General features: G+C 57.8%; 1 protein-coding gene. It reads left to right on the top strand.

What is annotated here, in order from left to right:
- Nucleotides 1-229 (top strand): hypothetical protein (locus tag AF337_RS44520; RefSeq protein ID WP_210168073.1); only part of this gene is annotated, 229 nt, incomplete at its 5' end.
- Between the last annotated feature and the right edge of the window lie 77 nt (nt 230-306).

Raw genomic sequence — 306 nt, forward strand, 5'->3', positions numbered from 1 at the left:
GATCTGCTCTGCGGAAATCATCGTTTCCTCCTTTGCATCATTGGGTACGAAGCGGCAACGAGGTGGAGCAGACTTGGTTCCCAACACGCGCGACCGTGTTCAAACAGCCGTCACGTCCCAATTGTCGTCCGGGTTGAAGGTCCGGATGCCAGTTCGCGAGGCGGGAGCGGCGGTGCCTGATAAATCGGCGTCGGCTGCTCCCACCGTCTCGGATCTGCAACCCCGCTGACACTGTCTCTGCGTAACATACGCCGATTATACGGGTAACGTCTCCGATATTCGCGTAGTCTGGCCTTGTGCAGACTT

Source organism: Rhizobium ecuadorense, assembly GCF_001187535.1.
Lineage (GTDB): Bacteria > Pseudomonadota > Alphaproteobacteria > Rhizobiales > Rhizobiaceae > Rhizobium > Rhizobium ecuadorense.